At 59.3% G+C, this 302-nt stretch carries 1 protein-coding gene; it reads left to right on the forward strand.

The window, feature by feature from the left end; all coding sequences use genetic code 11:
- Positions 1 to 302 (forward strand): transposase (locus tag OGX67_RS00380; RefSeq protein WP_286525583.1); only part of this gene is annotated, 302 nt, incomplete at both ends.

Here is a 302-nt window from a genome sequence, read left to right on the forward strand (position 1 = left end):
GATGCCAAGAGTGGCCTGACCCACAGCCTGGTCACCACCGCGGCCAACGAGCATGACCTCAATCAGCTGGGTAATCTGCTGCATGGAGAGGAGCAATTTGTCTCAGCCGATGCCGGCTACCAAGGGGCGCCACAGCGCGAGGAGCTGGCCGAGGTGGATGTGGACTGGCTGATCGCCGAGCGCCCCGGCAAGGTAAGAACCTTGAAACAGCATCCACGCAAGAACAAAACGGCCATCAACATCGAATACATGAAAGCCAGCATCCGGGCCAGGGTGGAGCACCCATTTCGCATCATCAAGCG

Origin of the sequence: Citrobacter sp. Cf118 (assembly GCF_030334095.1) — a bacterium.
Taxonomy (GTDB): Bacteria; Pseudomonadota; Gammaproteobacteria; order Enterobacterales; family Enterobacteriaceae; genus Citrobacter; species Citrobacter freundii.